Annotated in this window: 21 protein-coding genes and 1 tRNA gene; 8 read left to right on the plus strand and 14 right to left on the minus strand. The window is 37.3% G+C overall.

Going from position 1 to position 25,397, the window contains the following annotated elements; genetic code table 11:
- Positions 1-67 precede the first annotated feature (67 nt).
- Positions 68-967: a PhzF family isomerase gene (locus tag AAA923_RS04955; protein ID WP_338215099.1), complete on the plus strand. Its 900-nt coding sequence runs from the start codon at positions 68-70 to the stop codon at positions 965-967.
- 303 nt (positions 968-1,270) lie between these two features.
- Here the strand turns inward: AAA923_RS04955 and rlmH are convergent, their stop codons facing one another.
- From rlmH to yycF, 7 genes are all read right to left on the minus strand, one after another.
- A complete protein-coding gene (rlmH, locus tag AAA923_RS04960) occupies positions 1,271-1,750 on the minus strand; it encodes a 23S rRNA (pseudouridine(1915)-N(3))-methyltransferase RlmH (protein ID WP_041499182.1) in 480 nt (159 codons plus the stop codon).
- A 403-nt stretch (positions 1,751-2,153) separates the two neighbouring features.
- A complete protein-coding gene (locus tag AAA923_RS04965; RefSeq protein ID WP_338215102.1) occupies positions 2,154-3,527 on the minus strand; it encodes a S1C family serine protease in 1,374 nt (457 codons plus the stop codon).
- A gap of 424 nt (positions 3,528-3,951) precedes the next feature.
- Positions 3,952-4,758: an MBL fold metallo-hydrolase gene (locus tag AAA923_RS04970; RefSeq protein ID WP_041499179.1), complete on the minus strand. Its 807-nt coding sequence runs from the start codon at positions 4,756-4,758 to the stop codon at positions 3,952-3,954.
- Entirely contained in the window at positions 4,748-5,560 is an 813-nt protein-coding gene (locus AAA923_RS04975) for a two-component system regulatory protein YycI (protein WP_338215105.1), read from the minus strand. Before AAA923_RS04975 ends, AAA923_RS04970 begins: the two co-directional genes overlap by 11 nt.
- Positions 5,561-6,874, minus strand: coding sequence for a YycH family regulatory protein (locus AAA923_RS04980; protein ID WP_338215106.1), 1,314 nt, complete (start codon positions 6,872-6,874; stop codon positions 5,561-5,563).
- Positions 6,864-8,759 carry a cell wall metabolism sensor histidine kinase WalK gene (walK, locus tag AAA923_RS04985; RefSeq protein WP_041499174.1) on the minus strand — a complete coding sequence of 632 codons (1,896 nt, stop codon included), beginning with the start codon at positions 8,757-8,759 and terminating at the stop codon, positions 6,864-6,866. Before walK ends, AAA923_RS04980 begins: the two co-directional genes overlap by 11 nt.
- 660 nt (positions 8,760-9,419) lie before the next feature.
- Positions 9,420-10,121: a response regulator YycF gene (gene yycF / locus AAA923_RS04990; protein WP_041501435.1), complete on the minus strand. Its 702-nt coding sequence runs from the start codon at positions 10,119-10,121 to the stop codon at positions 9,420-9,422.
- 523 nt (positions 10,122-10,644) lie between these two features.
- Between yycF and AAA923_RS04995 the strand changes: the two genes are divergently transcribed.
- A tRNA-Lys gene (locus AAA923_RS04995) sits at positions 10,645-10,717 on the plus strand.
- Between the two features lie 335 nt (positions 10,718-11,052).
- Complete coding sequence (locus tag AAA923_RS12320) at positions 11,053-11,151, plus strand: putative holin-like toxin (protein WP_366150647.1); 99 nt, start codon at positions 11,053-11,055, stop codon at positions 11,149-11,151.
- 270 nt (positions 11,152-11,421) lie between these two features.
- Here AAA923_RS12320 and AAA923_RS05000 read toward each other — a convergent pair whose 3' ends face one another.
- The 4 genes from AAA923_RS05000 to mmuM all read right to left on the minus strand — a co-directional run bounded on the left by AAA923_RS05000 (position 11,422) and on the right by mmuM (position 16,649).
- Entirely contained in the window at positions 11,422-11,979 is a 558-nt protein-coding gene (locus AAA923_RS05000; RefSeq protein ID WP_338215110.1) for a 5-formyltetrahydrofolate cyclo-ligase, read from the minus strand.
- Between the two features lie 822 nt (positions 11,980-12,801).
- A complete protein-coding gene (locus tag AAA923_RS05005) occupies positions 12,802-13,551 on the minus strand; it encodes an SLAP domain-containing protein (protein WP_338215112.1) in 750 nt (249 codons plus the stop codon).
- A 235-nt stretch (positions 13,552-13,786) separates the two neighbouring features.
- A complete protein-coding gene (locus AAA923_RS05010; RefSeq protein ID WP_338215113.1) occupies positions 13,787-15,376 on the minus strand; it encodes a cation:proton antiporter in 1,590 nt (529 codons plus the stop codon).
- A gap of 325 nt (positions 15,377-15,701) precedes the next feature.
- A complete protein-coding gene (gene mmuM / locus AAA923_RS05015; protein ID WP_338215114.1) occupies positions 15,702-16,649 on the minus strand; it encodes a homocysteine S-methyltransferase in 948 nt (315 codons plus the stop codon).
- A gap of 253 nt (positions 16,650-16,902) precedes the next feature.
- On the opposite strand from mmuM, the gene AAA923_RS05020 reads away from it, so the two are divergent.
- The gene (locus AAA923_RS05020) at positions 16,903-18,297 is read left to right on the plus strand and encodes an amino acid permease (RefSeq protein ID WP_338215115.1); all 1,395 of its coding nucleotides are present in this window, start codon (positions 16,903-16,905) and stop codon (positions 18,295-18,297) included.
- A gap of 92 nt (positions 18,298-18,389) precedes the next feature.
- Positions 18,390-18,896, plus strand: coding sequence for a GtrA family protein (locus AAA923_RS05025; protein ID WP_338215116.1), 507 nt, complete (start codon positions 18,390-18,392; stop codon positions 18,894-18,896).
- Between the two features lie 217 nt (positions 18,897-19,113).
- Here the strand turns inward: AAA923_RS05025 and AAA923_RS05030 are convergent, their stop codons facing one another.
- The 3 genes from AAA923_RS05030 to AAA923_RS05040 all read right to left on the minus strand — a co-directional run bounded on the left by AAA923_RS05030 (position 19,114) and on the right by AAA923_RS05040 (position 22,434).
- On the minus strand, positions 19,114-21,039 hold the full coding sequence (locus AAA923_RS05030; RefSeq protein ID WP_338215118.1) for a copper-translocating P-type ATPase: 1,926 nt from the start codon (positions 21,037-21,039) through the stop codon (positions 19,114-19,116).
- Between the two features lie 25 nt (positions 21,040-21,064).
- Positions 21,065-21,436, minus strand: a complete 372-nt coding sequence (locus AAA923_RS05035; protein ID WP_338215120.1) for a cupredoxin domain-containing protein — start codon at positions 21,434-21,436, stop codon at positions 21,065-21,067.
- A gap of 362 nt (positions 21,437-21,798) precedes the next feature.
- Entirely contained in the window at positions 21,799-22,434 is a 636-nt protein-coding gene (locus AAA923_RS05040; RefSeq protein WP_338215122.1) for a pentapeptide repeat-containing protein, read from the minus strand.
- Between the two features lie 229 nt (positions 22,435-22,663).
- Here AAA923_RS05040 and AAA923_RS05045 point away from each other — a divergent pair, with 229 nt between their 5' ends.
- From AAA923_RS05045 to AAA923_RS05055, 3 genes are read left to right on the plus strand one after another with little or no spacing between them, the layout of a single operon-like run.
- Positions 22,664-23,548 (plus strand): ABC transporter ATP-binding protein, encoded by an 885-nt coding sequence (locus AAA923_RS05045; RefSeq protein WP_338215124.1) that lies wholly within the window; start codon positions 22,664-22,666, stop codon positions 23,546-23,548.
- Positions 23,541-24,302, plus strand: a complete 762-nt coding sequence (locus tag AAA923_RS05050) for an ABC transporter permease (protein ID WP_338215126.1) — start codon at positions 23,541-23,543, stop codon at positions 24,300-24,302. Before AAA923_RS05045 ends, AAA923_RS05050 begins: the two co-directional genes overlap by 8 nt.
- Positions 24,299-25,396: a sensor histidine kinase gene (locus tag AAA923_RS05055; protein ID WP_338215128.1), complete on the plus strand. Its 1,098-nt coding sequence runs from the start codon at positions 24,299-24,301 to the stop codon at positions 25,394-25,396. Before AAA923_RS05050 ends, AAA923_RS05055 begins: the two co-directional genes overlap by 4 nt.
- The last annotated feature ends 1 nt before the right edge of the window (position 25,397 follow it).

The raw sequence follows: 25,397 nt of genomic DNA on the forward strand, positions 1-25,397 counted from the left end.
GAAACCTTTACAATTATAATTTATTTACATAGTGGTCCATTTATTTCTCTTTAAGGAGTCAGAAATTATGAAAAATTATCACGTTTATCAAGTCGATGCCTTCACCAAAACTAAGTTAGCCGGTAACCCTGCTGGAGTAGTCACAAACGCCGATGGATTAACCAAAAAACAGATGCAACAAATTGCTCGGGAAATGAATAATTCGGAAACTGCTTTTATTCTTCCCGCAACAACTGATGATGCTGACATCCGAATTCGTTTTTTCACACCTACAACTGAAGTCCCAATCTGCGGTCATGCCACGATTGGCGCTAATTTTGCTTGGGCAGTCGAAAACAATTTACCATCACAAACTATCGTTCAGGAAACTGGTGCTGGTAACCTTCCAATCGATATTTTGAAAAATGGCGACACCTATCAAATCACTATGACTCAAGGTCAAATATCGATTGATGAGCCTCTAGCTACTGATATTCAATTACGAATTCTCAAAGCGCTGGGAATTTCTGAACAACAACGCAATCTTGAATTTCCGATGGCAATCGCCTCAACTGGTGCTGCTAAAGTCATGATTGCAATCGATAATCAACAAACACTCGACAATTTGACTCCTGATTTAGAAGCACTAAAAGCTATCACACCTGATATTAATTGCAACGGTTATTACGTTTTTTTCGTCACACCAAATAAAAAGGAATTAATCCATAGCCGCATGTTTTCTCCAGCCAGTGGTATCAACGAAGATCCCGTCACCGGCAATGCCAATGGACCTTTAGGTGCTTATCTCGTCAAATATAATTTAGTCGAAACACACGGCGATACCTTTGAATTTTCAATCGTTCAAGGTGAGAAAATAAAAAGACCCGGAACCATGTTGGTTCGAGTCTACTTGGATCATGGTCAACCAGTAAAAATTCAGATTGTTGGCGATGCTGTGATTGCCTTTTATACTAATATTTATTTATAATTTACATCCCTAAATACCAAACAAGACAGACAACCCAAAATCGGATTGTCTGTCTTGTTTTTCTAATAATTAAATATTTTTACATTCAATTAATAACGATTAATTAGTCGGAAGAGCTGGGAAATATTTGTGTGCCGTGGTAGTGGTATAAGAACGGGAGGAATCTCCCGTCCTTATACCACCGGACATGTTTGGAGACTTGACGAACTGTGTCAAGGCTTCAAACCGAGGCCCGAGACCGCACTCTGGCTCGGACCGGTCCCCATAGCGGAACCACATTATTGTCGGTCTCTGGCGGATTTTTTATTTATGGTATGTTCGATGATTAATAATCATGAATGAACGATATATTTGTTCAGTTAATACCAAGCGCATCAACTGATGTGGCAACGTAAACTTACCAAAACAAATGCTGTAATCAGCTCGTTTAGTAACTTCAGGACTAACTCCTAATGATCCACCAATTACAAAAGTGATATCAGAAGTTCCATATGTGGATAAGTCGTCGATCTTTTTGGCCATTTCCTCAGAAGTGAGTTCTTTTCCACGTAAATCGAGTAAAATCACATATTCCTTATCCTTAATTTTTCCTAATATTCGTTCTCCTTCGATTTGTTTCACTTTGAGATCCTGAGCTTCACTCAAACTTTCAGGAGCTTTTTCATCAGGACACTCAACAATTTGAAACTTACAAAAGGCGCCTAAACGCTTGGCATACTCTGCTATACCGGCTTTAAAGTACTTTTCTTTTAACTTTCCAACAGTAACAATTTTAATATTCATAACAAAATCTCCTCGTTATTTATCATACGAAACTATCGTTTAATTTCCAAATTAATTTTCAAAATACGAATTATCATGAGTTTTTATTTTTGCACAGAAAAATAAAAGTTTGTCTGTTTTTGTGTAACACTTATCATCCCTAGTTTGACAGTAATTGCTACTAACAGATGGGCAACCTTAAAAAATCTATCCACAGCTGTGGGTAATTCTGTGGATAACTTTTCTACAACGGTTTTTCTTATTTTTCGGTACTTATACACAAGTTATTAACATCTGTGGAAAACTCTTGTTCATTAGTTTTCTGAAAAGTCGAAATAAATATCCAAATTGTACATTAAAGTTCAAAAAAAAGCGTGAAACCCTTATTGTACGGTTTCACGCTTCTATTTTACTTAAATAATTTTTATTCTGTAGTTTGCTTTGTTAAGTGAACCTTAGCTGTATTCAATTTACCATTTCTGTAATATTGAATGCTTACAGTATCACCAACTGAGTGTGCATATAAGGCTGTATGCAAGTCTGCAACAGAAGTTACGGTCTTGTCACCTAATTTCACGATTACATCGTACTTCTTCATACCAGCAGCTTTAGCGACTGATCCTGAGGTTGTACTGTAAACCACAACACCTTTAGTTACACTGCTTGGCAACTTCAAGCTTGATTGTGAGTCATCGGTAATTTGATCAAGGTCTAAGACTTTGATACCAAGTGATGGACGTTCAACTTTACCATTGGCAACTAATTGATTGATAATCTTAACCACTTCGTTACTTGGAATAGCGAATCCCATACCTTCAACTGAAGAGCCATCAGTACTTGAAGCCAACTTCATTGAGTTGATACCAACGATTTGACCAGCTGCGTTAACTAACGGACCACCAGAGTTACCAGGATTAATAGCAGCATCAGTTTGTAAAACAGTTGCTTGTCCGGTTGCTTGGCCAGTATTTTGGTCTTGAGTTGTGACAGTTCTGTTGGTAGCTGAAATGATACCTTGAGTAACTGTCGTTGCGTATTCACTACCTAATGGCGAACCAATAGCAATTACAGGGTCACCAGGTGAAACGTTGTCAGAGTTCCCAAATGAGGCTGTAGCGGGCACTTTACTGCCAGGAATCTCCAAGACAGCCAAGTCAGTTGCTGTATCAGTACCGACTAATTTAGCGGCTACTTTTGTACCATCTTCCAAAATAATTTCTAGTGAATCAGAACCAGAAACAACGTGGTTATTAGTTACGATATAACCTTTACCATTTTGTTTAGCATAGATTACACCAGAACCTTCACTATATTCTTGCAATTTACTGTTATTTGAAGAGCTTGAGTTAGAATCACTGCTGTTGCCACTTTCATCAGCTTGCCCTTGAGCATTATCTGATGAAGAACTGTCTGACGAAGAACCGCTATCTCCAAACAAATCACCGAAGATGGATGAAATACTGCCATCACCAGAACTCTGTTCCTTTTGTTTCTGCAAGTTGATAACGGAAACGACAGCCCCGTTAACCTTCTTGTAAGCTCCAGACATGGAACTGGATGTATTTACCTTCGTATTGCTAACTTGAGTTGTTCCGGCGGTATTGCCGACACTAGCTGTATCGGAAGAGTTATTGCCGAAATATGTGAATCCTGCAAAAGCAATTACCACACCTAAAGCGGCGGAGATAAATGCTACAATTCCCGTCTTAAGCAAAGAATTATTACCAGAATTCTTAGTGGAACCACGCTTCTTTTCTTCTACTCTTGATTCAGACTTGTCGTTATTGTCATTATTCATACATTTTCACTTCCCCACACATTTACTAATGCATCGTGCTAGTTAATAAGTCCCTTGAAATACGTTCGAAATATCTTTATATCTCTTAACCAATTATTTTATAGATTTAGAGGCTAATAAATCAATTTTATTGAACATTCAAAATTTTAAGTAACTCTAGTCGGAGGAGCTGAGAAATATTTATGGGCAGTGGAAGTGGCGTTATGGCTTTAGCCATTACACCACCGGGCGTGTTTGGAGACTTGCGCCTTTTGCAAGGCTTCAAACCGAGGGACGAGACCTTGGCTCGGCCCGGTCCGCACAGCCAGTGAATATTTCTCAGCTCTGGAGACGGCATTAACTAAGCACCCCACATCTACTAACTATAATATACCGTTGAAATATGAAAAAATTATGAACGACTTATGATTAAATTGTTCACTTTTTACAATGCAATCAACGGATCTGCCACTGCTGGGTCGGTATCGTTGATTTTAAAGTCATGACCCACACCAAAATCGTGGTCTTCCAAGACTTGAGTAACCTCTTGTCTGGCCGCCGCTTTGGTGTTGTTTTCGTGGCTCAAATGTCCCAAGAAAATTTGTTTAGTATTATTACCGATAACGTCCATCAACGTTCTGGCACCATCTTCATTCGATAAGTGGCCCTTTTCGCTAAGAATACGTTGTTTCAAAGGCCATGGATAGATACCTTCACGCAGCATTTCAACATCGTGGTTGCATTCCATCAAATAACCATCGGCATTCTCAATCGTCTTTTGAACCCGATCAGACACGTAGCCTGTATCAGTTAAGATAACAAACTCCTTGCCATTGTGATAGAACTTGTAGAATTGTGGATCAACCGCATCGTGAGAAACGGCAAAACTTTCGACATCCAAATCATCTAAAGACATAACTTTGTTGTGATTGAAGATATTTATCTGGTCCTCAGAAACCTTACCAATCTTTGGCAACATGGCTTCCCAAGTCTTTTCGTTAGCATAGACACTTAATCCATAGCGGCGGGCTAAAACACCGACACCTTGAATATGGTCAGTATGTTCATGGGTCACAAATAGGGAATCGACTTTCGTAATATCCTTACCGATGCTATCCATAGCACGTTTGATTTTGATACCAGACAATCCGGCATCGACTAAGACACGGCGCTTGGGCGTTTCGATATAAGTGGCATTTCCAGAACTGCTACTGGCTAAGACACTGATTTTTAAACTATCATCATTGGGCACTGTAATTATCTCCGTTTGTTGAACTCTTTATAATATTGCCTGTAAAGGCGTTAACTTTCTTCGTTGCTGAAACTTTACTATCTTTATTCTTAATCGTTACGAACCAAACCGGAATATAAATGGTACTATCCTTGGCTTCTAACAATTTCGTATAAGCTAAATTAGCGTATGAAATTTTAGAATTGTTAGGGATTTCCGAATTGGCATACAAATTAGTAATGACATCTTTCTCACTCTTGATTGGTTGCTTTTCATGCAAGACAATCAACTTTTTAACATAAGTCTGAGTATAACCTACCACTTCGTCATCGGAAATAGAAAAGATTAGCTGGGCTGTTTTATCATAAACATCACCTAACGAACCAGTTTCAATGTAAACCATTTGCGAATTGGTTGAAAGTTGTGGCGCATATTTATAATGTTTCCCAAACAAAATATTGCTTTCTTTTTTAACAAAATTGTTCATAATTGTTTTTCTATTAGCGTCTGTAACTGTAATAGGATCATCCAAAGTGCTTGATACCATGTGGTTAACGTCTTCATAATTAATTTTTTGGTTACGCAAATTTTGAAGATTTTGAGCCAAAGATTCATCTGGTTGTGAGCCTAAATAATAAGCATTGCCACTCTTGGTATCCAAACTTCCAAAACTGATATTACGTTTACGCATTTCGGTCACAGTTGACGTGTTGGTACTAGTGCTGCTGACCAGTTGTTGACTGTTGCGGAATGACAAGAACAAAAAGATATCTAGTGAGAAAAAAACTACTAAGAATATAACTTCAATTCTTCTAAAATCCATTTAATCTTCCTCCGCACTTTCATTTGTCCACTCATCATATGACTTCCAATGACTATCGATTTTAACATAATAAGTAGGTTTCAAATCGACAACTTTCTCATTGTCAGCCTCAGCTTCCCACTGATAACCAACTTCAATATCTTCCACATCGTTAGGAGAATAACCAGCTCGTTGCAAGCCTTTGAAGATGGCATTCGTTGACTTCAATTTAGTGGCCGTTTGGTTAGATGGCACAGGCACTTCAAGAACTTTATTCAAGAAATGTTCGGTACTGCCCTTACGGCTAAATTTAATGCGAATAGAACCAAACTGGCTCTTCTTAAAGATTGGGAAACCTTCAACATATTCGCGGAAAACTAAATCCTTGTCATCCCAATTGGCACTGTAAAGGCGCAGGTTGGAAATTGAATTTTGGAGATTAGTAATCTTTTGATAACCTCGTTGCAAAAACGCCAACTGTGTCTTTGGAACAGATGTATCAGTATAATCTTCAAACGTTAATTCATCGGTATTGTGATCAGAAATTAAACGTTTTGATTCTCCGTAATTATATGTATAAACGCCATTATCTTCTGAAGTTACTAAACCATTCGTATTGGTATCAAACAAAGCAGTTGTGTACTCGCCATCTTGTTTACCACTGATGACATATGAGTAGGTCTTCAACTTGATAGGCTCAATATAAAACGTGAAGACACCATGTTTCATAATATTTAAACGAACTTTTAAGTCAATATTTGCCTTCTTAACTAATTTCTTTAAAGGCATCGACGAAGCATTCTTCAACTTGGCTTTATAAACGGCATAGTTACTGTCATTGGCCAAGTAAATATTAGGGTCCTTCTTATCCTTTAAATTAACCAAAATTCGGTTAAATTGATTGGACTTATCATTTTTCAAACTGTCATTATTCAGCAAGTAACCAAAAGTATTGATGGAAATTGCGGTTGGATAGACCATCTGCAACATATTTTTACCCTGGATAATCTTTTGGTAATAAGCACCATCTTTTGAGGAAACTTGTTTAGGTTCGCTAATTTTCCAATCTTGCATAACTTTTTGGATACTTAGCGAGATATTTTCATTACTGTTATAAATCAAATGTTGGTCATCTTCATCGTGCCAAATTACCGAAGTTGGACTGATAACTTGGTTCATCGGAATTTCATTCTTATTTGATTCAGCGGACGTCACATCAATGTTTCTGCCTCGTTGATAGCGCGCAGTATTAGTCCAGATGAAGAAGGATAGGACAATACTGGTAATCACTGCCACGGCCAAAAATACCTGGACAATTAATCGACTAAACTTCATCCCATTCTCCTCCTGTCTCGTTAGGATCAAATGGCAAGGAAATGTAGAATGTTGATCCCTTACCTTCAGCACTGTTGACCCAGATTCTACCCTTGTGTTGCTCAACGATTTCTTTAGAAATGGATAGACCTAGTCCAGTACCACCTTGTTTTCTAGAACGCGCTTTATCAACACGGTAGAAACGTTCAAAGACTTTCTTAATATCCTTTCTAGGAATACCAAGGCCTTCATCGGAAATACTAATAATAATGTGCTTATTAGTCTCCAACAGACGACAAGTGATGACGCCCCCATCTGGTGAATATTTGATGGCATTGTTCATAATATTATCGATAACTTGAGTCATCTTATCAGTATCAATTTCGACCCAAAGGTCCTTGCTGGTGAAAATACGCTTGATACGATAGTTTTTAACAACCTTCGTATCATCTTCTTTAGCATCAGCCTTTTCCTTTTTCAGCATCATATCAAAACGATCCAATATGTATGAGAAAAATTCATTGAAGTTAACTAGCTCTTTATCAAGTTTCGAACGACCTTGGTCCATTCGTGACAAACTCAAAAGGTCCTTAATCATACGAATCATTCGGTCAGTCTCTTCAGCTGTAACGCCCAAGAATTGTGGTGCCAGCTTCTGATCTTTCCAAGCACCATTGTTCAAAGCATCGATATAACTACTGATACTTGTCAAAGGCGTTCTCAACTCATGAGAAACATTGGAAACGAATTGACGACGTTCACTATCGATTTTTTGTTGTTCAGTGACATCATGTAGAACACAAACCATACCACTGATAAAGCCACTATTTCTTTGAATCAACGAGAAATCAGCATTTAAAATCAACGAATTATCGTCGGTTTCATCGTAATCATCATTGTTATCATTCGTTTCAATAACCATTGGGTCAGGATTTTCCAACAAGTCATCAAAACTCGTCCGATCCTTAATACCCAAAACTTCTACCAATGGTTGACCGATGGCTTCATCTTCGTCCTTTTCCAAAAACTCTTGAGCCATTTCGTTGATAACAGTAATATTTCCCAAACGGTTCGTGGCGATAACACCATCCGACATTTGGGTCAAAACACTGTCCAGCCTTCGTCGCTCAGACTCCGAGTTCTCGGTGGCCTCTTCGACTTTAACTGACAAGTCATTAACAGCCATAGCCAATTGTCCTAACTCATCAGGAGAGTAAACACGAACTTGTCCGGAATAATCCCCTTCAGCCATTCTGACCGCCTGCTGCTTCATTTCATCAATAGGTCGAGTAATCGCTCGTGAAATGAAAATAGCAATTGTGGCACCCAACAAACCAGCTACCAAGGACGCTGTTAGGAAAATCAGAATAATACTGTTGATACCGGTATAAACTGATTCCATGCTGGCACGAACATAAATAGCTCCGACAACCGTACTATTATCCGGCGAAGTTACTGGCACAATTGACTCGTAAGAACTACCATTTTGCTTTTCATAGTAAATCTGAGTAATTTTTTTATCAGTCCGAATACTTTGTTTGATGTTATCTTTCAAAGTCTGGGTTCCGACAATATTGGCGCCATCCGAATCCTTGGCCCCCACGATAATGCCACTACGATCAATTACTTGTACGTCGGTAATATCTGTGCTGACACGTGAATAATCTTGAATCGCATTTCCAATATTTTCACGGGTATGTTGATCATTATCCGTTAAATTTTCCGAAATTTGATTAATTGTATAAGCCGGCACCTGGACGGAAGTTTCAAAATTAGCAACATTTTGATCTTCCAACTGACGCACAAAATAGGCCCCAATGATCTCAATTGTGACGATTAAAATTAAAATAAAAGACAATCCGATTTTGAAGTTAATCGAATGTAAAAAGACAAATCTATTTTTCAAAATATTTCCACCTAAATTGTACAGACTTATGTATATTATACAGCTTCCAAGGTAAATATGCCGTCTCCGGTCAACAGTGATTTTTTGCCCGCTATGAGGACCGGTCCGAGCCAAAGTACGGTCTCGAACCTCGATTTGAAGCCTTGCAAGTTCAGCAAGTCTCCAAAGTCGTCCTGTGGTGTAAGTGCTAAAGCACTAACGCCACCTCCACAGCGGGCAAAAATCACTGCTGACCTCCGACTAAAATAACATACTATTTATAAGTTACTTCACTTTTTAATTATAAATATAACAAAAAAACTGACTCACATTTTCAGCTTATCAGTTTTTTAGAATTTCTATTTTAAAATGGAACCTATATTAACAGTTAGAGACTTACCAACATACAAGTAGTGTGAAGAAAATATTCCTTAGAATTTAAAATTTAGCTCAAATTCAAATATAATATTTAAGCCATCAGTTAAACTAGTCGGAAGAGCTGAGAGTATTTACCTGCAGTGAAAGTGGCGTTAAGGCTTTAGCCTTTACACCACCGGGCGAATTTGGAGACTTACCGAACTATGGTAAGCCTTCAAATCGAGATTCGAGACCGCTCTTTGGCTCGGATCGGTCCGCACAGCAGAAGAATACTCTCAGCTCTGGAGACGGAATTCTTCCTATCTACTCACTATCTGGGTCTCTTAAATAGTAACCAACGCCACGTCTTGTCATTAACCATTCTGGTTGACTAGGATTATTTTCAATCTTTTCACGTAAACGTCTAACGGTAACATCAACTGTTCTGACATCACCAAAATAATCGTAGCCCCATACTGTTTGAAGCAAGTGTTCACGTTTCATTACTTGTCCAATATGTTGAGCTAGATAGTGTAACAATTCGAACTCACGATGAGTTAATTCAATTTCCTTACCATTTTTTGTGACAGTATAAGCATCGGGAAGAATAGTTAAATCACCAATTTTAATCTCACTAGTTTTAGTATCTTCACTGCGAGCGTGTGTTTGGGTTCTTAACCGTGCCTTAACACGGGCAACTAATTCCCGATTAGAGAATGGCTTAGTGACATAATCATCTGCCCCAAGTTCTAGGCCAATAACCTTATCAATTTCGGTATCCTTGGCCGTTAACATAATAATTGGAGTATCTTTAGTTTTTCTGATAGTTCTTGCTACTTCAAGACCGTCAATAACCGGAAGCATTAGGTCAAGCAAAATAAGGTCTGGATCATCCTCATCTACTTTATCCAAAGCTTCTTGTCCATCAAAAGCAGTTATGACTTCGTAGCCTTCATTTTCCAAATTATATTTAACAATGTCGGAAATTGGTTTTTCATCATCTACTACTAGAATTTTTTTAGCCATATAATTTATCTCCTTGACGTGAATATTATACAAGTTATTAGTTATTAAAACAAAAGCACCATGAGATTGAGGGTTTATTGGCGTATTCCGTTTCCAGAGTTGAGAGTATTCATCTGCTGCGCGGCACGGTCCGAGCCAAAGTGCGGTCTCGAACCTCGGTTGAAGCCTTTCCACAGCCCGAAAAGTCTCCAACACGTCCGGTGGCGTAATGGCTAAAGCCATAACGCCACTTTCGCTGCGGATAAATACTCTCAGCTCTTCCAACTAATTTATTTTTTATGAAATGAATAACTACATAGATTTTTATTATTTCAAATAAATGGTACTATTGATAATTTATTACAACCGAAATCTTACAAAATAGGTTATTTTAAACACTCATCTTTCAACCCTAATAAAGCCACCTTAAAGCTACGTTAAATTTTTTGAATTTTTTTCAAAAAAAAGCTTGTCATAAATTTGGAGCTTATGGTATGATATATTTCGTTGGTTGAGAGAGATGCGCAATCAACTACAGATACATGGGTGGTTAGCTCAGCTGGCAGAGCAACGGACTCTTAATCCGTGGGTCTGGGGTTCGATCCCCCAACCACCCATAAATGCGATTATCGCTTAACCGATTATGATGAAAATCATGATCGGTTTTTTAGTGTCTACAATTGTTTCCAGCAAGTAGTTATCTTAACATCTTTGGATTATCTAGTACAATAATTTGAATTAAGAACTAGCCTATATCCACAATGACTTTTTACATAATCTCAATAATAAAAGAAAATATTAATCTCGAGTAACCTGCCTTTATTGATATCTAGAAAAAAATATTTGGTAGATAATAATAACTGATAGTAAGTTAACGACGGTGGCTTATATCGAAAGAAGTGATGCTTATGGTTTTTTACACATGAGTTCCCTACATTTCGAGGAAAGGAGGATGCCTTTTTTGTCTATTTTTGACACTATTAGTTTGATGTTGACCTTCGGTATATTCTTAATTGCCCTGTTGACATACATACGTAGCGACAAAAAGTGAACAAAAAAATAACCGTCTTAAACTTCGGATAGTTTACGGTTATTTTAGTTACACTATAATTTAATCAGTAGCTACCGTCTTAACGGGCTATCAAGTTTTACAGGAAAAGGGATGCTGAGAACATCTCTTTTTTTGTTGCTGAAAATGTCAAACCTTCTTATATTGTAAGGAGATTCAAATCACAAATTCATTATAACAAGGGGGATTAAAAAGTCCAGTCAACTGGCCTAATATTAAACATCTTAAAATTTCATATTTATGATGCGTCTTTTAATCCACACAGATCAAGCGTTGAATCTTAATATCATAATCCTCAATTTCCCAATCCGCTGTATCAAAATGCATTGCTGATGGGACCAAAGCCACGGTTTTACCAGGATATTTTGCCAAGAAACGGTCATAATAACCGCCACCAAAACCAACTCGATAATTTGAATCTTCCGCGAAAGCTAATCCGGGAACAATGACTAGATCAGGTGTCTGATTGACCAAATCTTCATTATAGACTGGCTCGAGTATGCCGTAATCACTTCTTACCAAATCATCGCTATTGGTGAATGGTAGAAATGCCATTTGGCGATATGGCATTGTTTTTGGTAGATAAACTTGCTTGCCCTCTGCTTGAGCGGCCTCAATTATCGGTGTCGTGGGAACTTCGATAAGTGAACTGACTGTCGTTGCAATAGTCTTTGCATTCTTCCACTCAGGAGTCTCCTGTAACTTTTTCAATAACTGTAATCCCTCAGTGCGAGTCAGTGCCTTATTTTTATGCAATTTCTTAGTCTGTTGTTTACGTAATTCCTTCTTATCGATAAGCTTGCCCTCCAAAACCGTTATTTACTATCTAGTAGTTTACAGTTAAGTTCTCCAAAGTTAAAACTGATATGCCTGATAAATAAAAAAAGAACCCAATAATATCAGGTTCCCCCTTAATTAGACTAATCCACTTTTCTCCATCTACAACAAATCCTTATTTAATATGGCAGGTTCCCAAGAAAATTTATTTTTCTTGATTTTAGAATTGCTAGCATTCATGATTCCATTGTATTATTTTGCTGTATTATTCAACTATTTTAAAAAGAACGTATATATCTTCTCATGATGCTTATGGATTATTAGTTTATAGGCTGAACCAACGAAACCCATAAAAACTCCGAAGGAAGTATCCAATTATGCAAGCTATTTTGTTCTTTACCTCTTTTGTCTTAATAAATCTTGGGATTATAATCGAGTATTTGTTCAATTCAAAATACTCTGAAGTTTATAAAAAAAAGGTTGAGCCGATTATTCAACACGAAGACCCAATTGATTCTTTGATAGACATCGCCAATTTAAGGACAGGTTCATTCGACTTAGAAATAGGTAAAAGTCACCTGTACTTAGAAACACTTATACTATTTCTTCTATTTGTCACTAATTTATTTCTATTAATTCACTCCATACATTCAACTGTTCTGTCCAACCAACTAATTTTTGTAGCACTCGCAAATGTCGGTTTCTTTGTTTACTGTTTGGGTGCATCATATGACCTTAACCGAAAAGCCAAACTTCTTAAAAAAGCGAAATTCGAATTATAAGCAAACTTATGTAATTATTTACCAAACAAAAATGCCTCAATAATCTAAGAAGACTATCAAGGCATTTTATATTTTAATATACATCAGCAGCGATAACATATTCGTCAGTTGCGACACGTAAGTATCCTACGCCACCATTACTTGAGAATTCATCAGTATACCATTTAGTATTTGGAGCTAGAGCACGATCAGTAATAAGTTGACCGTTAACATCATATAGTGAAGTTGGCTGACCAGGTCTTGTTGTTACAACTTCGTTAATAGCTTTGATAAATCCAGCCTCATAAAGACGGACGTCTATAGCACTAACGTATTCACCTAGACCAACACGATAATAAGTTCCACTGGCAACATTATTTATCTGATCAATTTTCCAAACTGAACCGTCAGGCAAAGTTTTCCCAATCGGAGATCCGGCAGCGTTATAAAGTGCCGCACCATAATCAGAAGTTACCACGACACCATCATAATTTCCAGGAGATTGAACACCATAGCCGTGAAATCCAGCTTTCATTTCGTAACGCACATCGGTGGCTTTAACATATTCGTCAGCGCCAATGCCATAGTACGAACCATTATAGAGTGTGTTTTCCAAATTAGTCTGCCACTGTGAATTCATTGGTAAATACTTGCCAGTTGGAATTCCGTAAGCATTATAAATTTGCGCACCTGTATCTCTAACCGTTACAACCGACGTAGCAATTGCCGTGTAGCCGTAATAATTATCGTCAGCTTTGACAGTTGTTGGACCAGCAATGGCTGTTGATCCGACACTAAGTGCTAGTAATGAAGAAAATAATAAACCTTGTGTAAATCTCTTCATAATAAACTCATCTTCTTTAAGAAAATCAATAACATACTTTGTTATCAGCCTGTATATTAGCAAGGTTTTGGAGTTTGGGTATCAATTAACGCTAGTCATTTAGTATATGGCCGCCTCCGGCTAGAGTACTCTCCAAAATTTAATGGTGCTAACTAAAATTATTTACGCAACTAAAAAAAAGCCCCAATATAGCTTTGTATTTTAAACAAACTATATTAGGACTTTTATTAAGTATTTAAGACTCCTCGTCCTCCTCAGTAACAGTTGGTCCAATAATCAGCGATTCGGCCATCAGAATATCGTTATACATCTCGAAGACGTAATCTTGATACTTGACCTCACTTTGAGAAATCATATCCAAATATTGTCTTTCTTGATTAAAGGCATTCATAAAAGCCCGCATTTCCAGTTCTTTTTCAGCACCTGTAAATTCGGGATGCTTCACAACATTTACCCATTCTTTGACAAAATCACGAGTTCTCGTCCGTTGTTTTTGCGCCATGAGGTCAAAGATAACGGATTTTTTAACATTATCCGGCAAATACATCTTATTAATGGTATCAATCGCTTGGTGAACCATATTGACACGGATCTGCGCCACTTCTTCATCAATTTCACTATTTTGCACATCATGTTTCAAAATAAATCGAAAAACAATTGTCGGAACAATTAAACTCAAAATAATTAAAACGCTCTCCGACATCAAAACTAAATTAAAATCTGAGCTTTTCACATGGTACTCAGCCAACGTATACGCCAAGGCCAATGTAACCGCCCCGTGAACTCCCCCTAAAGCAAATGTCCAGCCAGAACGATTATTAAATTCCAAACGCATTCTTCCATAAATATAACGTGTTAAAACATTGATTACATATAACACCACACCAATGACTAACCACGTCAACGAGCTCATTGAGAAGTGTTCATCTGAAATGATTTTAGTAAACATAAATCCTAAAATAACAAACACAACACTATTGAAAATCTCTGTGATCATCTTTTGGATATCATCCCCCAAATGCACTTGAGGAGCATTCGTCAAGCGGCTTCGTTGCGACTCTGCGTTGGAAACTAAACCTGCACAGACAACCGCAATAATACCGGAAATATGAATTTGTTCAGATAAATAATACAGGACAAATGGCTCAACTACATACAGTAGAATTTGAGCATTGAGTGAATTATAAGATGTCCGTATCAAAATTTGTCGAAATAAAACCATTACCCAAGCAAAAGCAAAGCCGACCACGATACCACCGACAGCTGAAATAATGAAGTCAAGAATCGTTTCCTGATAATTGATATACCCGTTAATGTACCAGAGCGTTGCCATATTCAAGAGGATAATTCCCGAAGCATCATTGAATAGGGATTCCATCTTTAAAAAAGTACCCTCATTTTTGGGCATTTTAAGACCATTGGTCACCGATTCCCCAGCTGTGGCATCAGTTGGAGTACTAATTGCGGCCAGAATAAATGCCAAAGGTAAACTGACACCCGCAGCTGTCCACACACCAAAGCCCGCAAAAATCATGCACAAAATAACCAGCATGACCGCCGTTTGGACGATATGTTTAAATTCTTTACCAACAGAATTCAAATGTGTTGATTGACCCTCAAAGAACAGTAACGGTGCCACAATCAAGCCAATAAAAATATCCGAATTAAAATTTTCAACATGACTACCTAAACTAGGAATTAAAAAAATTCCCGCCCCAATAATCATGCTGATATAGTTAACCGATATTTTTGAAAATACCTGTGCCAAAAAAATGCTGACAATAGCTGCCAAAGATAAAACAAAGGTCGAAACCATCAGACTCATAGCAATGCCCCCTCATTGTTTGTAAAGCCACTGTTTCCAGTTGCTATATTCTTAATTAAAGTGGCCCTTAATTATCAATTCCTACAGCCTACTTATCCCTTTTAATTTTTAACCAACATAAATATATCACATTACGCTGAAATCCCACGTTCATAACCCCGCTCCCACACAGATATGGCATTCTGAACTTGTTATTTCAGTTCAAAAAAAGCCATCATTCTTTTTAATAAGAATAACGGCTCTTTGGCATTATAATTTCAATTTGTTTCACATGGAACATATGGTATTTTCACATCACAAAAACACTATATATGGTATTGGAATATTAATTGATATAATTACTTATTTCTTTGATGTCATTTGGAGTTGTTCGGCAACATCCACCAATCAACTTGGCACCCGCTTCAAGCCATTCTGGCACCAGGTCAGAAAAGGTGTCTGCTTGGGAATTTGCTTGCCAAGTTTTAGTAACTGGATCATAAATATCACCATTGTTAGGATAAACAATAATTGGCTTATCGGTCACTTGATTAACATTACGGACAATTTCGTGAATATTCTCTAAAGTCGTACAGTTGACGCCAATCGCTGAAATCTGGTCAGCACCGTTAAAGTATTTCACAGCTTCAGACAAAGATGTTCCATCGCACAAAGTCGAATCATCTTTAACACTGAAAGTTAACCAAGCATGTTGCTCCGGAAATTTATCCATTAATAAGTCAACTAACGCATTAGCCTCATCAAAATTTGGTTGAGTTTCAAACGCAAACAAATCAACTCCAGCGTGATCTAGCAACTCCATTCTCGAATAATGGAACTCCTGATACTCTGATTTACTCAAATTATAATCACCAGTATATTCGCTACCATCGGCCAAATATGCACCATAAGGTCCTACACTACCGGCGACTAAAGGATGCGGTGCACGTTTTTGACGAACGTCTTTAGGCAAAGAGTCGAAATAATTGCTACGAGCTTTCTTGGCTAATTCCACAGCTTTAATTATTAAATTTTCACTTTCGGACTCGCTGAATCCTAATTCCATAAATTTTGAAACATTAGCCTGATAAGTATTGGTTGTGGCAACATCTGCCCCATTTTGGAAATAACTTTCGTGAACCGCTGTTATTGCTTCGGGATTTTCAATTAAAGCCTTGGCTGACCAAAGATCACTGTCAGTATTAACGCCATGCTTTTCCAATTCCGTAGCCATGGCACCGTCGACCACTAGCCCTTTTCTGTTCTTCAAATCTGCTGCAATCAAATCGCTCAAATTGTTACCTCCTATACTCTAACGTAACTTGCCTTCTATAATAATGTAGTTTATCATAAAAATTAAACTTTTTTAATCTTATTCTAATTTTTCTTATTACATATGGTGCCAGTTGATGACTGCAAATATTTCATAATGTAAAAATATTTGAATACTTTTTACATTCAATCAATAACGATTAATTAGTCGGAAGAGCTGGAGACTGCATATTTAACTCGCATCACACATATCTCATTACACAAGGTGCTTACCTATGGAAAATAATAACAATACTCACATTAAATTGAAACGAAATATGGAATCTCGCCACTTGTTTATGATTTCCCTTGGGGGAGTCATTGGAACAGGACTCTTTTTGAGTTCGGGTTATACGATTCATGAAGCTGGTCCAATCGGAACAATTTTGGCTTACGGAATTGGAGCAATCGTCGTTTATCTGGTCATGCTCTGTTTAGGAGAGTTGTCAGTTGCGATGCCAGAAACTGGCTCTTTTCACGTTTACGCTGACAAATACATTGGCCCGGGAACTGGTTTTACCGTTGCTATCCTCTATTGGTTAACATGGACGGTCGCACTAGGGTCAGAATTTACCGCTGCCGGATTGATTATGCAACAGTGGTTCCCACATTCACCAACCTGGATCTGGAGTGCCCTGTTCATGGCGGTGATTTTTATTTCTAATGCCTTATCAGTTAGATTTTTTGCCGAAACCGAGTTCTGGTTCTCCAGTATTAAAGTTATCGCTATTGTCCTCTTCATCGTCATTGGCTTTTTGGCAATCTTTGGAGTAATTCATATTAAAGGTACAACTCAAGCACCAATGTTTACCAATTTATTCAAAGATGGACTTTTTCCCAACGGATTTAAAGCTGTCTTTACGACCATGTTGACCGTAAACTTCGCCTTTTCAGGAACTGAGTTAATTGGTGTGACAGCTGGTGAAACAAAGGATCCAAGCAAAAATATACCGCGCGCAATCCACACTACTTTACTAAGATTAATCATCTTTTTCATCGGCAGTATCGTTGTTATGTCAGCGTTAATTCCATGGCAAAAAGCTGGCGTTAACCAAAGTCCATTCGTGCTTGTTTTCAAAAGTATTGGCTTTCCATTTGCCGGAGATTTGATGAACTTCGTTGTCCTCACAGCCATCCTTTCGGCCGCCAATTCTGGATTATACGCATCAACTAGAATGTTATGGTCACTCGCCCACGAAGGCATGATTCCTTTAAAATATGCCAAAACTAACTCTCGAGATGTGCCAATGACAGCTTTATGCTTGAGCATGGTCGGTGGAGTTTTAGCCTTAGTTTCCAGTGTTGTCGCCGCCTCAACCGTTTATTTAGTCCTAGTTTCAATTTCTGGTTTAGCCGTGGTAATCGTCTGGATGGCTATTGCTCTATCGGAAATCAACTTTCGTAAAAACTTTCTAAAATCCGGTCATAAGCTCGACGAATTGAAGTTCAAAACTCCATGGTACCCGTTCGTTCCTTGGGCAGCGTTTATTATGAGTCTCTTATCATGTGTCCTAATCGTATTCGACCCCAACCAACGTTCTGCGCTCTTCTACATGATTCCATTTTTGATACTCTGTTATGCAGTTTATTATGGGAAAGAATATCTCAAGAAACATCGCATTAAGAATTGAAATTGTCACCTTCATATACAAGATTTGTTCTGAGCCGAATAAAAAGGTTTAATATAAAGGTATAAGCACTAAATTTGGGAGAGATTAACACTATGAATAAAAAAACAGATCTTAACAAAGAAGATCCATTAACAAAAGTTATTGATGACGTTTCAGAAGGTATCAACGATGCTGGAACTGTTTTCAACTCTGAAGAAACACCTGTAATTAAAGATAGCAATGGTAAGGAAGCCGTTCGTTATTTACTTTGGGGATTATTATCAGTAGTTGTAAACTTTGGAACATTCTTCCTCTTGTATCATGCAATGCATCTAAACTATCAATTCGCAAATATCGTAGCTTGGTTCTTAGGAGTTCAAGTTGGATTTTGGGTTGACCGTATCATCGTATTCCGCCACAAATCAAGCACTGCATTCAGAGAAATGTTGGCTTTTTATGGAACTAGAATTTTAACATTCTTAATCGAAACAGCAACACTATGGGTCGGAATTTCCGTACTCAGCGCCGATGGTACAGGTTCAAAGATCGTTGGACAGATTTTGGCAATTGTTGGTAATTATGTGTTGTCTAAGTTCTTTATTTTTAAGAATAAAAAGTAGAGAGTGCAGAGAGCGGAACAAGGGCGGTCAGCTCCTGAGCATTTTCGTAAATAAGTGAATTGCACGCCGAACTTAGCGGGCGATTTACTTATTTATGAAAAGCGGAAGGAGTTGCCCTTGTGTAGCTCGTTTCAGAGCCACTGCCTATATATATAAATTAAAAAAAGCAAAAAAAAAGAGACTTCCATAAAAATAAAAAATGGAAGTCTCTTTTACTCTATGCAGTTTCAACATCGCTAGAAATCTTAGCCTTATTCAAAAGCACCGAACTAGTTACAACTGACAATGAACTGAAAGCCATAGCCAATCCAGCTAATTCAGGGCTGAGCGTCAATCCGATAGCGTAGAAAATTCCGGCAGCAACAGGAATTCCCAAAATGTTATAAACGAATGCCCAGAACAAGTTTAACTTGATACGGTTAAATGTCTTTCGGCTCAATTCCAAGGCTTTCGCAACATCATGCAAGTCATTCTTCATCAAGACGATTCCGCCAGATTCAATCGCAATATCAGTTCCTGAACCCATGGCAATTCCGACGTCAGCCATTGTTAAAGCAGGCGCATCATTAATACCATCACCGACAAAGGCAACTTTTCCATTCTTCTGCAAAGCTTCGACATGATCAGCTTTATCACCAGGTAAAACGTCCGCAATCACTTCATCGATGCCAACTTCTTGTGCAATTGCTTGGGCAACACGTTTATTATCCCCCGTCAACATGACGGTTCTCAAACCACGAGCTTTCAAAGCGGCAATAGCTGACTTAGATGTTTCTTTCGGCGCATCTTGAATGGCAATCAAACCGATAATTGCTTGATCCATCCCGACAAAGACAACTGTTTTAGCTTCATTTTGTAAACGGATCATCTGTTCATTTAGCTCAGAATCAATTTTAATATCATTTAATAATTTATCATTTCCGACAAAGGCTTGTTGTCCATCGATTGTGGCAGAAACTCCCTTACCTTCAATAGCTTGGAAATCACTAACTGCTGCAACTTCAATTTTGTCTGCATTAGCTTTGTCCAAAATGGCCGTAGCTAATGGATGTTCTGAAGATTCTTCAAGGGCAGCCGCAATACTCAAAACTTGTTTCTTATCACCGACAATATCAGTTACCTCAGGCTTACCTTTAGTAATTGTTCCAGTCTTATCAAAGACAACTGTCTTAACATCATTTACTTCTTCAAGAACTTCACCATTCTTGATCAAAATTCCCATTTTGGCACCACGACCAGTTCCAACCATTAATGCTGTTGGAGTTGCTAGGCCTAACGCACATGGACAAGCAATGACCACTACGGACACTGCGAAAATCAAAGCATTAGCTACGGTAGCCCCAAGGAAAACGTACCAAACTAAGAATGTTAAAATTGATAAACTTAAAACTACTGGCACAAAGATTTCCGATACTCTATCGGTTAAATTTTGAATTGGAGCGTGACTATTTTGAGCCTTTTTAACCAATTCAACAATTTGGGAAAGCATTGTATCTGAACCAACTTTTTCAGCTTTGAACATAAAAGTTCCATTGCTGTTCATAGTTGAACCGATAACTTTATCACCGATATTTTTGGCAACTGGCATACTCTCACCGGTAACCATCGATTCGTCAACTGTTGAACTACCCTCAGTAATTTCACCATCAACGGCAATCTTTTGACCTGGTTTAACACGAATAATGTCACCAGCCACAATTTCTGATAGAGGTACTTTAACAATTTGACCATCACGCATAACTTCCGCATCTTTGGCCTGTAAATCAACTAATTTTTCAATTGCATTGGAAGCATTGTTACGCATTCTTTCCTCAAAAACTTGTCCCAATAAAACGAATGTGACAACAAAAGCTGCACTTTCGAAGAAAACTGGCTGACGGGTAATCATTGCGTAAATACTGTAAAGATAAGCTGTGGCTGTCCCAATAGCAACCAAAGTATCCATATTTGAATGATGCTTTTTAAATGATGCCCAGGCGCTATCAATGAATGGACGAGCAGCAACTGCCATAACGACGGTTGTTAGAACAAACTGAATCCACTCGCTACCCGGAACCATAATTCCAAAAGGCATCAAAATCATTCCAATTAACATCGGAATTGAAAAAATTAATGAAATCCAAAAACGTTTTGTAATAGTCATATCTAGGTCCTTCCTCAAAGCAGTATTACTTTACGATAACTTTTCCATGGAACATATCCATTCCACAAGCCCATTGATATTCGCCAGGCTTACTTGTATCAATTTCAATCGATTGTTGCTCATTTTGTGGCAATTCCTGATTGATACCGAAATCAGAAAAGACAACTCGATCCAAACAACTAGAAGCATCTTTTCTCGTGAAATTTAACGTTGCTGGAACACCCTTTTTCAAAGTAACAACCTCAGGTGAATAACCACCCTTAACTTCAACATCGATACTTTGCTTATTGTCGTCAACTGCTGCTGTAGCACTGGCAACTTCATGCTTACCGAAGAACCACCAGAAAATAAAACCAATCATTGCTAAACAAATTATCAAAACTAAAATTCTTGCCATAATGTTATCCCCATTCCTTGTTTACAAATGTAATCTACTTAAAGTATATTATCGTTAAAGTTTACATTTGTCAACTGAATTAAAATGAAAAAAGGTATCAACTAACAATAGTGCTAGTTAATAACGATTAAATTAGTCGGAAGAGCTGGGAAATATTTGTGTGCCGTGGTAGTGGTATAAGTACGGGAGAAACTCCCGTACTTATACCACCGGGCGTGTTTGGAGACTTACCGGTCTTTGGTCTTTGGTAAGGCTTCAAACCGAGGTTCGAGACCGCACTTTGGCTCGAGCCGTTCCGCACAGCTTGTGAATATTTCCCAGCTCTGTAGACGGCATATTTAACTTGCACCACACGTATCTCATCAATAAGATACCTTGATTCCTAGGAAATATCGGGCCAAAAAGGTTGCTTGTTCGGTGTTAACCTTGAGACCTTTAATACCAAATTCTTCAATATCAATGGTTTCAAAGCGACAACTACTGAAGTCCACACCTTTTAACTTAGTGCTAAGAATTGTCATTTTATTTAAATCACAATCGTTAAAAAACACTTGCTTCAGTTTATTTTCGTTAAAACTCATATCTTTCAGACTGCTTGATTCAAAGCTAGTTTCTTTCAAGTTAGCCTGATTAATATTACCCAAATCCATCAAACAATTTTTGAACAAAACATTATTAAAGTAGGATTTATCCAGATTAACGCCAATCATCTTACAATTCTGGAATTCAACACGATATAAACTAGCTTCAGTCAACAGACAGTTTGATAAATCGCAGCCTTTAAAAATAACATCAGTCAATTCCAGCTTATCAAAATCACATTCACTAAATGTAACGTGTTCAAAAATGGTCTGTTCAATAATCGGGTGGTTAATAATTTGTTTCTCAACAAACTCACCTTCAATGGTTTTGTTATTTAAGAAATAGTCTTCCTCATTAAAAATGTCGAAAAATGAGGCTGACTCCAAATAATCTTCAGCAATCTTTGGATGATCCATAATTTTAGCTCCTTAGTTACTTGTATATAAAGCATAATAACAGATATTCCAATTCAATAAATTATAAGAAACGGCCTTGGCTTTTGTCGGTCCCCATAATGATTTAAATTTCTTGCTCCTGAAAGCAGTCCATGACAAATGTCATATGAGGTTATGACATCCCCCACTATTTATTAACAACCCCAAGAATTAAACTTACGTTGTTTCATAAATAAAGGAGGAAAAAATTATGACCTCATTAATCAGTGTTAATCATTTAAACAAAAGCTATGGTAAAAAAGAAGTTTTACATGATATTAATTTTGATGTCTCTAATCAACAAATTATCGCTTTAATTGGTGAAAATGGTGCTGGTAAATCAACCCTAATCAATATCTTGCTTAACTTAATTTCTGCCAGCTCTGGAACGGTTAATCTTTTAGATTCTTCAAAAGATTTACATGAACATATCGGTGTTATGATGCAACAAAATATTTCAATTACACGAATTACCGTGAAGGAAATTTTGAAACTAACACAAAGTTATTATCAACATCCATACCCTTACGAAGACCTAATTAAATTAGCTGATTTAAAAGATTTAGAAAATTCAGAAATGCCCAAATTATCAGGTGGGCAAAAGCGACGATTATCTTTTGCTTTAGCAGTTGCGGGAAATCCCGATCTCTTATTTCTCGATGAACCAACGGCCGGTATGGATAGTCAAAGTCGCACAAAGTTTTGGCAAATTATTATGGACATGAAAAGCCAACACAAAACTATCTTTGTAACCAGCCATTACCTAACTGAATTAGAGTCGGTAGCTGACCGGATTATGATTTTACAAAATAAATCGATTAATTTTGATGGAACTTTAGCTGATTTACGTAATTTAGAAGGCGAAAAACTAATTGAATTTGATAGTGAATTGACACCCGAAATTTTCCAATCCCTATCAGAAATTATTGCTTTCAAACATATGGGAAACCATTATCAACTGACAACTAAAACTGCCGAATCATTAATTAAAGAATTAACTCCATATTTAACTGCCATCAAAAATCTACAAGTTAAACAAAATTCACTTGATTCACTATTTATCAACTTTAATAAGGAAGGTGTTCAACATGAGTAGTTTTATTTATCAAGTTCAAATAAATTTTAAGCGTATCATCCTTCGTAACAAGCGCTTTTTTTTCTTTGATATTGTTCTGCCAATTTTATTCTATATTTTGTACTCCAAAATATTTGTCGGAAACACTGCTCAAACTGAATTGAAAGTCTGGCAATTAAATTATCTTATCAGCATGATTATTTACGGCTGTTTACTAGGTTCCACAATCACCGTTGCTAATACGCTACTGGAGGATCAGACTAGTCATTTTGATACGCTCTCTCGCCTAACACCCTTGCCTAGATGGAAATATTATTTGTCACGTGTGATTATTTTTCTACTATTGAATCTGATTGCTGCTGTCGGTATTTGCATAACTGGAATTTTAATTAACCATTTATCATTACCAATCAAAACTTGGTCTTTCATCATCTTAGCAACAATTATTGGCACTATTCCACTTATCTTTATCGGTATTCTCATTTCTCTATCGGGAAATCCAGCAACTGTGAACTTACTAAATAATCTGGTCACCTTCCCTTTAGCCATTATTAGTGGACTATGGATGCCTATAAACGCCATGCCTAAATGGCTTCAAAGTATTGGTAAATTAACCCCCACTTTTCAATTATCCAATATTGATAAAGCCCTGCTTAATAGTAAATCAATAGACATTTCATCCATTATGGGCATTATACTTTGGTTCCTTGTTCTAATTGTGGGAACCTTACTAGTAATAAAGTATCAAAAACATCGGGAGTTGACCTTCGCATGAAATTTTTGGAAAAACATATTTTATTTCCTAAACGATTCGGTATTATTCCCTACTTTTGGGTATTTTCTTTGATAACATTATCCAGTGAAACCTTACTTAAACATGGGTTTGATTGGATTTTGTTTTCGTTATTATTGCTTTTTTTGAAATTATACCGTGATGGTTATGTAATAAACCGCTGGTTACCAGTTCAAATAACTGGTCAATTACTTATAACGACCTATCTAGTCTACCAATATGGCTTAGGAACCCTTTTTATTTATACAGCCTGGGAGATTGGTTCATTACCATTCAAAAAAAGTCAATTTTACAAATATACTGCCCTCTATTTGTTCTTCAGCGTATTTTGTATCCTCATCGACATAATCTATAATTTTGAGCAATACCAATTTTTCGGAATTATTATCACAATGTTTTTCGCTATTGGATCTCCTTTTGCCGCACGCTCACTAGGAAACAGTTACCGCCGCTTGTATAGTTTAAAACAAAACAATAAGCGTTTGGAGACTATTATTAAACAGCAAGAACGTGAACGAATTGCCAAAGATTTACATGACAATCTCGGCCAATCTTTCTCCGTGATTACTTTGAAGGCTGAATTAGCTGACAAATTAATAGATAAAAGTCCTAATCAAGCACGACAAGAAATTAAAGATATCGCAACAACTTCAAGAGCAAGCCTAACTATGGTGCGAAAAATTGTCAGTAATTTGAATCAGAAGTCAATTGCTGAAGCAATGATTGAAGAGGAGCGCAACCTACGTCTAATCAATATCATGCAAAGCTCGAATAACGAAAAAATCTCCATCGACTGGCCCATCAAAGTTCAAACCGTTTTAGCAGCCATTATTAAAGAAGCATCAACCAATATTATTCGTTATAGCAAAGCTCATATTGCTACATTTAATTTTAATGAAGACGATGATAATTACTATCTATCTATTAAAGATGACGGCATTGGCTATCAAAAAAATCAACAAGACTCATTTGGTATCCAAGGTATGGCACAACGGTTAGCTAACATTAACGGCACAATCACAATTGTATCAAGTTCAGGCATCACCTTAAAAATCCAGATTAAAAAGGACAAGTAAA

The sequence above is a fragment of the Companilactobacillus muriivasis genome (genome assembly GCF_036246245.1).
Lineage (GTDB): Bacteria > Bacillota > Bacilli > Lactobacillales > Lactobacillaceae > Companilactobacillus > Companilactobacillus muriivasis.

Bases quoted from the DNA above. Each gene is read 5' to 3' on its own strand.
- AAA923_RS04955 (WP_338215099.1), top strand. From the start codon at position 68: ATGAAAAATTATCACGTTTATCAAGTCGATGCCTTCACCAAAACTAAG.
- rlmH (WP_041499182.1), bottom strand. From the start codon at position 1,750: ATGAATATTAAAATTGTTACTGTTGGAAAGTTAAAAGAAAAGTACTTT.
- AAA923_RS04965 (WP_338215102.1), bottom strand. From the start codon at position 3,527: ATGAATAATGACAATAACGACAAGTCTGAATCAAGAGTAGAAGAAAAG.
- AAA923_RS04975 (WP_338215105.1), bottom strand. From the start codon at position 5,560: ATGGATTTTAGAAGAATTGAAGTTATATTCTTAGTAGTTTTTTTCTCA.
- AAA923_RS04980 (WP_338215106.1), bottom strand. From the start codon at position 6,874: ATGAAGTTTAGTCGATTAATTGTCCAGGTATTTTTGGCCGTGGCAGTG.
- yycF (WP_041501435.1), bottom strand. From the start codon at position 10,121: ATGGCTAAAAAAATTCTAGTAGTAGATGATGAAAAACCAATTTCCGAC.
- AAA923_RS12320 (WP_366150647.1), top strand. From the start codon at position 11,053: ATGCCTTTTTTGTCTATTTTTGACACTATTAGTTTGATGTTGACCTTC.
- AAA923_RS05005 (WP_338215112.1), bottom strand. From the start codon at position 13,551: ATGAAGAGATTTACACAAGGTTTATTATTTTCTTCATTACTAGCACTT.
- AAA923_RS05010 (WP_338215113.1), bottom strand. From the start codon at position 15,376: ATGAGTCTGATGGTTTCGACCTTTGTTTTATCTTTGGCAGCTATTGTC.
- AAA923_RS05020 (WP_338215115.1), top strand. From the start codon at position 16,903: ATGGAAAATAATAACAATACTCACATTAAATTGAAACGAAATATGGAA.
- AAA923_RS05025 (WP_338215116.1), top strand. From the start codon at position 18,390: ATGAATAAAAAAACAGATCTTAACAAAGAAGATCCATTAACAAAAGTT.
- AAA923_RS05030 (WP_338215118.1), bottom strand. From the start codon at position 21,039: ATGACTATTACAAAACGTTTTTGGATTTCATTAATTTTTTCAATTCCG.
- AAA923_RS05035 (WP_338215120.1), bottom strand. From the start codon at position 21,436: ATGGCAAGAATTTTAGTTTTGATAATTTGTTTAGCAATGATTGGTTTT.
- AAA923_RS05040 (WP_338215122.1), bottom strand. From the start codon at position 22,434: ATGGATCATCCAAAGATTGCTGAAGATTATTTGGAGTCAGCCTCATTT.
- AAA923_RS05045 (WP_338215124.1), top strand. From the start codon at position 22,664: ATGACCTCATTAATCAGTGTTAATCATTTAAACAAAAGCTATGGTAAA.
- AAA923_RS05050 (WP_338215126.1), top strand. From the start codon at position 23,541: ATGAGTAGTTTTATTTATCAAGTTCAAATAAATTTTAAGCGTATCATC.
- AAA923_RS05055 (WP_338215128.1), top strand. From the start codon at position 24,299: ATGAAATTTTTGGAAAAACATATTTTATTTCCTAAACGATTCGGTATT.